The sequence below is a fragment of the Bradyrhizobium macuxiense genome, assembly GCF_001542415.1.
GTDB classification, from domain to species: domain Bacteria; phylum Pseudomonadota; class Alphaproteobacteria; order Rhizobiales; family Xanthobacteraceae; genus Bradyrhizobium; species Bradyrhizobium macuxiense.
In genome coordinates this window covers 87800-96570 of record NZ_LNCU01000102.1, presented here as the reverse complement: position 1 = coordinate 96570, position 8771 = coordinate 87800, and the positions used below count along the sequence as shown (strand labels likewise).

The 8771-nt window shown below is 64.3% G+C and carries 8 protein-coding genes; 4 read left to right on the top strand and 4 right to left on the bottom strand.

Annotation, left to right across the window (positions count from 1 at the left end; all coding sequences use genetic code 11):
• Positions 1-1403 (top strand): ISNCY family transposase (locus AS156_RS30730; protein WP_082747396.1); only part of this gene is annotated, 1403 nt, incomplete at its 5' end.
• Between the two features lie 143 nt (positions 1404-1546).
• Here AS156_RS30730 and AS156_RS30725 read toward each other — a convergent pair.
• Genes AS156_RS30725 through AS156_RS30715 form a run of 3 tightly spaced genes read right to left on the bottom strand, consistent with a single transcriptional unit; the run spans position 1547 to position 4254 of the window.
• Complete coding sequence (locus AS156_RS30725) at positions 1547-2575, bottom strand: ABC transporter substrate-binding protein (RefSeq protein WP_066512747.1); 1029 nt, start codon at positions 2573-2575, stop codon at positions 1547-1549.
• A gap of 30 nt (positions 2576-2605) precedes the next feature.
• On the bottom strand, positions 2606-3448 hold the full coding sequence (locus AS156_RS30720) for an ABC transporter permease (RefSeq protein WP_136626511.1): 843 nt from the start codon (positions 3446-3448) through the stop codon (positions 2606-2608).
• Between the two features lie 14 nt (positions 3449-3462).
• A complete protein-coding gene (locus tag AS156_RS30715) occupies positions 3463-4254 on the bottom strand; it encodes an ABC transporter ATP-binding protein (protein ID WP_066512745.1) in 792 nt (263 codons plus the stop codon).
• Positions 4255-4343: 89 nt separating this feature from the next.
• Between AS156_RS30715 and AS156_RS42450 the strand changes: the two genes are divergently transcribed.
• From AS156_RS42450 to ertE, 3 genes are read left to right on the top strand one after another with little or no spacing between them, the layout of a single operon-like run.
• Positions 4344-4529: a hypothetical protein gene (locus tag AS156_RS42450; RefSeq protein WP_136626510.1), complete on the top strand. Its 186-nt coding sequence runs from the start codon at positions 4344-4346 to the stop codon at positions 4527-4529.
• Positions 4522-5874, top strand: coding sequence for a hydantoin-5-propionate amidohydrolase (ertD, locus tag AS156_RS30710; protein ID WP_066512742.1), 1353 nt, complete (start codon positions 4522-4524; stop codon positions 5872-5874). The genes AS156_RS42450 and ertD overlap by 8 nt, the downstream gene beginning before the upstream one ends.
• Positions 5875-5883: 9 nt before the next feature.
• Positions 5884-7176 carry an N-carbamyl-l-glutamate amidohydrolase ErtE gene (ertE, locus tag AS156_RS30705; RefSeq protein WP_283807955.1) on the top strand — a complete coding sequence of 431 codons (1293 nt, stop codon included), beginning with the start codon at positions 5884-5886 and terminating at the stop codon, positions 7174-7176.
• On the opposite strand, the gene AS156_RS30700 is transcribed toward ertE, so the two are convergent.
• The coding region (locus AS156_RS30700; protein WP_066512739.1) for a LysR family transcriptional regulator at positions 7173-8771 on the bottom strand (1599 nt) is incomplete at its 5' end. The two genes, ertE and AS156_RS30700, sit on opposite strands and share 4 nt — an antisense overlap.

Genomic DNA, 8771 nt, shown 5'->3' with positions numbered 1-8771 from the left:
GGCGGGCACAGCTGAGGTTTGGGGATCACTGGGTCGCTGAGGAAGTGGCCGGCCTGCGTGAGGACTGGATGGACCACGCGGACCGGATCCTGGATGACGATGCCATTGTCACGGCGGTGTACGAAGCGCTCGGCCAGCGACATCCCAAGAGCCGCAGCCGCGGGCGGCGTGGTGCGCCGGCGGAGATGGTGCTGCGACTGCTCGTTCTCAAGCACGTTCGCAACTGGAGCTACGAGGTGCTCGAGCGCGAAGTACGCGCCAATCTCGTCTACCGCGACTTCGCTCGGATCGGCGGTGGCAAGATGCCAGATGCCAAGACCATCGGCCGGTGGGGCCTGGCGGTGGGCCCAAAGGTGATCAAGCAGGTCCACGGACGGATGGTGAAGATCGCGCAGGATCAAGGAGTTGTGGAAGGCCGGCGGATGCGCGTGGATACCACGGTGGTGGAGACCAATGTCCACTATCCGACCGACTCGAGCCTGCTGGGCGACGGCGTGCGCGTGCTCATCCGCACCATGAAGGAGGTCACCAAGATCGCTGGAGAGACCGGTACCAAGTTGCGCGATCGCAGTCGCAGCGTGAAGCTGCGGGTGCTCGACATTGCGCGGGCCGCACGCTCCAGGGTGAAGCAGAGCTCCGAGAAGCTCAAGGGTGCCTACGGGCGGTTGCTCAATTCGGCCAGCCGCGTGGTCGGACAGGCAAAGCAGTTCTCGGCGCAGATCGCCGCGGGAGTGAAGCAGGCCCCCAATGCGATGGGGCAATTGAAGCTCGATCGCTTGCGCCATCAGATCGACGAGATGGTGCCGCGAGTAAACCAGGTCATGAAACAGACCAGGGCCCGGATCTATCGCGGCGATACGCGCTCGGAAGGTAAGCTTTTGAGCGTGTTCGAGCCTTCGACGGAGGTCATCCGCAAAGGCAAGGCGGGCAAGCCCAACGAGTTCGGCAAAATGGTGAAGTTGCAGGAGGCCGAGAACCAGATCGTGATCGACTTCGAGGTCTATGACAAGCGGCCCAACGATTCCGACCTGCTCATTCCCGCGCTCGAACTCCACCAGGCGGCGATCGGACGCGTGCCGCACTTGGTTGCTGCCGACGCGGCCTTCTATTCCGGTAAGAACGAGGCCGCTGCCAAAGCCAAGGGTGTCAAGCGTGTGTGCATTCCCAACCGCTCCACCAAGAGCGCTGAGCGCCGACGCGAACAGAAGAAGCGCTGGTTCCGCAACGGTCAGAAATGGCGTACCGGATGTGAGGGCCGCATCAGCGTGTCGAAGCGGCGACACGGGCTCAGCCGCTGTCGCTACAAGGGCGAAGATGGAATGAAGCGTTGGGTCGGACTCGGCGTGATCTCCGATAATCTCATCAACATCGGCCGCGCCATCAATGAGAAATCGTCAAACTAGAAACGCGCCGAAGATCACCAACGCTTTACCAACACCCCGCCGCTATCGCCGGCGGGGTGTCGTCTTTTCAGCACGCATTCCAAATCACTTCAATTCGAGAACGGCGAATTTTGCGCCGGAAAGTAGCTAGGCGCTTCCCCTCGCTACTTTCCCTTGGCAGCGTCGACGTAGCGGTTGGTCCACAGATCGTCCTCCGACGCCTTCGCATCGAACTCCTTGCCGAAGTTGGTGCCAACTTCCTTGGCGAAGGTCAGCGCGTTCTGCATGCCCTGAACGTCGATCCTGCCGCCGTCGGCGACGCCGCTGCGCATGGTCTTCACCGCGGCCGCGATCGCCTGCGGGTCGGCCTTGGAGAAGAACTGCTTGCGGATCGCGTCAGCGGTTTCGTCGGGCTTGTCGACCGTCGCGGCGCTGGCCACCTGGAGGGCCTTCGCCGTCCTGGTGATGAGGTCGGCCGTTGCCGGGCTGATCGGTCTTTTGGCGACAAGCACGAGATAAGGTTGCTTGGCGAGCAGCGGGAAATCATCGCCGAGCGATACCAGCACGACGCCGGTGCCTGCCTTCTCGGCCAAAAATCCTTCCGGCGGCGACAGCACGAAAGCGTCGATTCGCTGCGCCTCGAGCGCAGCCTGAATGGCCGTCGGATTGCCGACCTGCGCAACCTTGAGATCCTTCTTCGGATCGAGGCCACCCTTGGCGGCGAGCCAGCGCGCTGCGATCTCCTGCGCGCCGGCAAGTGCGGTGGCGCCGACGAGACCGCCTTTCAGGACGGCGAGCCGTTTCTCCAGCGGATCAGTCGGCTTCACGCCGGTGCGCTCCGCGAGCGCCTTGGAGATGGTAAGCTGCAGCGTGACCTTCGACATCAACGAGTAGACGATCTCGAACGGCTGGCCCTTCGCGGCGGCACGTAGCATCGAGTCGGGGCCGACCGCGGCAAGTTCGATATCGCCGGCATCGAGTGCTGCGAGCGCGGACGGGTCGCCGCCGGGCAGGGCGACGACGCTGGCATTTAGGCCCTGTGACTTGAAGGTATCGAGCGCACGTGCCGACCAGATCGGCAGAAAGCTCAGCGTCGGTGCGCCGAGCCCTATCCGCACCGCCTGCTGTGCCATTGCTGAGGCCGGCAACAGCGCCAATGCGACGCCGATCACAGCCAGCCTCGCCAAGCCCATTGAGCATCGCATGATGGTCTCCCGTATTTTTCAGATGTCGATCGGACCCGCACCCGACAGCGCGCGCCAGCGCAACAGCCGGCGCTCGAGACGGCCCGCAAGGACGTTCGCGATGGTGACGAATGCAAGCAGGATGACGATCCCGGCAAATACGCCGGCCGGATCATAGGTCGACGACGCCTCGTGAATGAACAGGCCGAGACCCTGCGCCGACGAAGTGAACTCGCCGACGATCACGCCGATCACGCTGTAGGGAATTGCGAGCCGCATGCCCAGCATCACGAACGGCGCGGCGGCCGGCAGGAACACATGGTAGGTGAGCTGGCGCTGGTTCGCGCCCATGATGAGCGTGAGATTGACCAGTTCTCGGTCGACGCTGCGCACCCCGGCGAACACGTTGTAAAAGACCAGGAAGAACACCATGATCGAGGCGAGCGCGATCTTCGATCCCATCCCGATCCCGAACCAGATAATGAAGAGCGGCGCGAGCGCGATCTTGGGGATGCCGTAGAACGCCATCACATAGGGTTCGAAGATCCGCGCGAGCCGCGGCGACCGGCCGAGCGCATAGCCGGCGATGACACCGCCTGCCACGCCGATGACGTAACCGAACACGAGCTCCTGGCCGGTCGTCCACAGATGCGGATAGATCTCGCCGGAGGCAAACAGCTCGTACAGCCGCTGGGCAACGGCGGTCGGCTTGCTGACATAAATCTCCTTGATCAGCCGGCCGGATGCCCATTGCCAGAACAGCAACAGCGCGATGCCCGGCAGAAGCTTCAACAGCCATTGCAGCGGCCTCGCTACGCTCGCGGCAAGGCCGCGGCGCTCGCTCGTGTCTTGGGCAGGGGCGTGATACGCCGTATCGGTCATCGGCTTGCCTTCGGTCAATGAACCCGTCCGGTATCGATCTGCGAGCGGAATTCGGTCCAGACGGCGTCGTAGGCGGCGTCGAAGCCTGGATTGCGGAATGGCTCGAACATGTTGCGCGGCCGCGGCAGATCGATCGGGATGTTTGCGAGCAGGCGCGAGGGCCGTTGGCTCAGCACGATGACATGGTCGGCCAGCAACACGGCCTCGGTGATGTCGTGGGTTACGAAAACGACGGTCGCGCCGGCCTCCATCGACAGCGTCTGCAAATCGCTCTGCATCACCATCCGGGTCTGCGCATCGAGAGCTCCGAACGGTTCGTCCATCAGGATGATATCCGGGCGATAAACCAGGGTGCGCGCGATCGAGCCGCGCTTCTGCATGCCGCCGGAGAGCTGGCTCGGGAAATGTCGCTCAAAACCCTTGAGCCCGACCGAGCCCAGTGCGTGCGCTACTCGCTCGCGTCGTTCGTTCGCCGCGACGCCACGCAGCAGCAGTGGAAGTTCGACGTTTTCGGCGAGGGTCTTCCAGGGAAACAGCTGAGCCTGCTGCGGGACGAAGCCGACCTCTGTGTTGATCGAGGTGATTTTGCGGCCGCGATGATGCACCGCACCGCGGGTTGGAAGCAGCAGGCCGGCGGCCATCTGCAGGAGCGTGCTTTTGCCGCAACCGCTCGGACCGATCACGGCGATGAATTTGCCGTGGCCGACGTCGAAACTGATTCCGTCGAGCACGCGGACCTTGCTCCGCTGCCCCGGTGCTGGAAAGTCCTGTCCGATCCCTTCGAAGACGAGCGCTCGGTCGTTCATGCCCGACGATCCTTATCCGAACATGTCTATACATAATTGAAGCCGTTCGAATGGGCAAGCCGGGATCGATGGTGAGATTTTGGTCTCGCATGCCCACGATCGCGTCAGCGAACGGCCGGCGCTGGCGCGGCGGTTTTGCAGTCACCACGGTACGCATTCCATTTGGTTTTTCCTATCGACAGCTTCAGCCGATCCGGATTGGTCGCGCTCCCGGCCTTCATCTAACGTTGCGGAGAGGCGAGACGCTGATCAACGAAGAAGAGAAACATGGCTGACGGGGTTTTCACGGGTACGATTGTTCTCCCAGACCGGGTGATCGAGAATGGTTATGTTCTCGTCGGTGACGGCAAGGTGCAGGGCTTGGGAGCCGGTGCTGCGCCGGCGGGCGAGAAGCATGGCGGCCCGGGCGTTCTCGTGCTGCCGGGCGCGATCGATGCGCAGGTGCACAGCCGCAGTCAGCTCGGGCAGGAGGATTTCATCTGGTCGACGCGCAGCGCCGCAGCCGGCGGCGTGACCACGATCGTCGACATGCCCTATGACGACAACTGCCTGATCGCCACTGCCGAGCGTTTTCGCGCCAAGGTCAAGGAAGCTGGCGCACAGGCGCGGGTCGACTTTGCACTGTACGCGACAATCGATCCCGTCGAGGGGGCGGCGAGGGTCGACGAGCTGGTCGATGCGGGCGCTGCGGCCTTCAAGTTCTCGACCTTCGGAACCCATCCGACGCGATTTCCGCGCATCCCGCCGCAGACGCTCTATGCCTGTTTTGCGGCGGTCGGCAGGCGCGGCCTGATGGCCGGAATTCACAACGAGAATGACGAAATGGTGCGCGCCTTCATGGCCGATGTCGAGGCCAGGGGGATCACGGACTATACGGCGCACGGCCTGTCGCGGCCGCCGGTCACCGAGGCGCTGGCGACAGTGGAGGTCTACGAACTCGGCGCCGCCGCCGGCTGTCCGGTGCACATCGTGCATTGCTCGATCGGGCGCGGATACGAGCTTGCCGCTGCCTATCGCGCCCAGGGTCACGGCGCCACCATCGAGGCCTGCGTGCACTATCTCACGCTCGACGAGGACAACGATGTCCGCCGCCTCGGCGGCAAGGCCAAGATCAACCCGCCGCTGCGCCCGCGACGCGAGGTCGAGGCGCTCTGGCATCATCTGGCGGCCGGCAATGTCACGATCGTGTCGACCGATCACGTGAGCTGGTCGGAGGATCGCAAGACCGATCCGAATATGCTGAAGAATGCCTCCGGCATTCCCGGCCTCGAGGCGTTGTACGGACTGCTGTTGAAGGGGCTGGACCAGCGCAATCTCCCGCTCACCCATGCGGCGCGCCTGCTCGCGCTCAATCCTGCGGCATTGTTTAGGATCACGCATGTCAAGGGCGCCCTCGAGATCGGCCGCGATGCCGACATTGTCCTGATGCGGCGCGATCCCTATCGCTACCGCGCGGCCGAGAGCGGCAACAATTTCGTCGGCTGGAGTCCTTATGACGGCATCGAGTTGCCGTTCCGCCCGATCGAGACCTACGTGCGGGGCGAGTGCGTCGCTGCCGACGGCAAGGTGATTGCGGAACCCGGCAACGGGCGGTTCGTCAGCCCTCTCCGCGCAGGGTGAAGCGGCGCCGTGGCGAAATCGAACCTCCCGCTCGATGCCGATCGGCTTTGGGCCGACATCATGGACCTTGCCGAGATCACCGACCCTGAGCGGCCTTACACGCGGCGGTCGTTCACGGCGTTGTTCCTCGAAGGCCGGGCGCTTGTCGCGCGGCGCTTTGTCGAAGCCGGTCTGAGCGTGCGTCTCGACAAAGCAGGCAATCTGATCGGCCGGATCGAGGGACGCGATCCTTCGCTCGGCGTGATCGCGATCGGGTCGCATAGCGACACCGTGCCATCCGGCGGCCGCTTCGATGGGATCGCCGGTGTGGCCACCGGCCTTGAAATCGTCCGTGCGCTTCGCGATGCCGGCACGCGTCTCGATCACACGCTCGAGGTCATCGACTTTCTCGCCGAAGAGCCCAGCGAATACGGGCTGTCCTGCGTCGGCAGCCGCGGCATGACCGGATCGCTTGACGGCAGGATGCTCGATCTAGTCGAGCCGGGTGGCGAGCCGCTGCGCGATGCCCTGGGGCGGGTCGGCGGCGATCCCGATCGGCTCGGCGAGGCGAAGCGGAGCGATGTCAGGGCCTTTCTCGAACTGCATATCGAGCAGGGCATCGTCCTCGAGTCGCAATCGCTCGATATCGGCGTGGTGAGTTCGATCGTCGGCATTCGCCGCATCGAGATCGTGTTCGACGGCGAGGCCGATCATGCCGGTACGACGCCGCTGCACCTGCGGCACGACGCGCTGGTTGCGGCAGCACAAACCGTTGGACTGGTGCGGCGCGTCGCCGAGGAGCTCGATCGCGAAGGATCGGACTATTTTGTCGCAACCGTTGGAATCCTGACCGTCGAGCCGTCCGCATCGAACATCGTGCCGGGCCGTTGCCGCCTGGTGATCGATGCACGGACAACGGCCCCGGCTTTGACGACGCGCTTCGTCGAGACGGTCGACCGGGAAAGCAAGGCAGCCGCAGCCAGGCTGCGGGTCCGTCGCAGCGCGTTCACGACATTGTCCGATGGTCCGCCGGTTGCCTGCGACCCGGACCTGCAGACCGCCTTGCGCCGGGCGGCCGAAGATCTTGGCCTCAAACAGACCGATCTGCCGAGCGGGGCGGGGCATGATGCCGCCTTCATGAGCCGCATCTGCCGCTCTGCGATGGTGTTCGTGCCATGCCGCGCCGGCAAGAGCCACGCGCCGGAAGAGTGGGCGGATCGGGATGCCGTCGCAGCCGGCGCCGCAGTGATCCTCCAGGCAGTCCAGGCACTCGATCGGTCGTTGCAGGAGGCGGGGCCGGCCCTAGGAGGCGAGATGCCCTAACTTGGGTCCCGGTGTTCCGACAGCTTTCGCCGCAATGTATTGACGAGGCCCCGTTCCGGCTCGCTCAACGTCCGTTCACCCGAATAGATCATGTAAAGCCGCCGTGCGATCGGAGGATCGATGATCGGGTGGGCAGTAAGGTCGCCGCTCTCGATCTCCCGTGCGACCGCGGACGGCGGCAGCACGGTGCAAACTGCCTGACGCGCCAGCAGCGACACGGCCATCGGCAGGGCATCGATCTCCATGAGCGGATCGATCCTCACATCGCGCTCCGACGCCGCGTTTTCCAACAACTGGCGCAGGCCGAAGCGGTTGGTCGGCAAAGCGAGGCGGAGCTGTGCCAGATCGGACAGGCGCACGGGACCGGGCGGCAATAGCCGGTGGCTGGCATGCACGATTGCGGCAAGGCCTTCCGACGAGCCGAGCGGAAGCCGAGGCATGTGCGGCAGGGTCGTTTCGACGATCGCCACTCCGACCAGTCCGCGAATGACCCAGTCCTGCAGCGTGCCGTTCGGGGCTTCCTGGACGACGAGCTTGAGCGTCGGATACTTCGCCTGAACCTCGATGATCGCATCGGTGATCCGGTTGACGAGGAAACCGTGCTGATTGACGGATGGCAGGATGCCGACGACTACGCGGCGGCCCTGCAGCCGTGCCGCGCCGGCGTCGCTGGTCGAGAGGTGGCGGAAACCGGCCTCGATCATGGTTGCGAAGCGCGCAAAACGATCGCCCCTTGCGGTGGGAATGACGCCATCGTCATTGCGCTCGAACAGCTCGCCGCCCAGCGAGGACTCGAGCTTCCGCAACTGCTCGCTGAGGGCAGGCTGGCTGATATTCGCTCCGCGCGCCGCCGCCGAGATCCGTCGGACGCGATGGATCAGATTGAAATAGTGGATCTGGCGGAGGCTGACGAGCGGGCGTTCGGGGCGCGCAAGCCGGTCGCCCTCTAACGCCCGCTTGAGGTGGCGTACGAACAGGTTGGTGACCGCATTCGGCTTGGTCGCCCGGGCGATCACGTCCATCGTCGGCGGATGCTGTGCCGCGACCGCGATGACGTTGGAAAGGCCGAGGCGCGCGGAAATCAGGCTCCGCGGCACGAAGACCGCGGCGTCCGGATAGTCGTCGATGGTGCGCGGCAAATCGCCCGGATGATCGTTGAGAAAACGAACACCCGTGATCTTGTGGCGGGTGAAATAGCGGTCGGCCTGCTCGATCAGCGGCGGCGCCAGCATTGGAACCACGATGCGTCCGGCGATCAGCTCGGCCGCGTCGGGAGGCACACGTGTGGCGGCCGGCAGGCGGAACGCGAACACCCAGGGATCCGACAGCAATACCGTGTCGTGTTTCGGGCGGCGCTGGGCGGCCTCGCCGAGGCCGATTGCGAGATGGTATCGATCCAACCCGTTCCAATCATTGGCGGGCGGCCTGAGGTGCGGCAGATCCTTTTCGTCCTTCCATTGCGGATCGACGAAGACATCCGCGCGCTCGTTCGCCATTTTTTCAATGGCGATACGGAGTGCCTTGCTGATCCCGCCGATCGTGAAGCTCAGATTGATGTCGACGACGAGGTGCTTCAGCTGCGGTCCAGCGGCCGC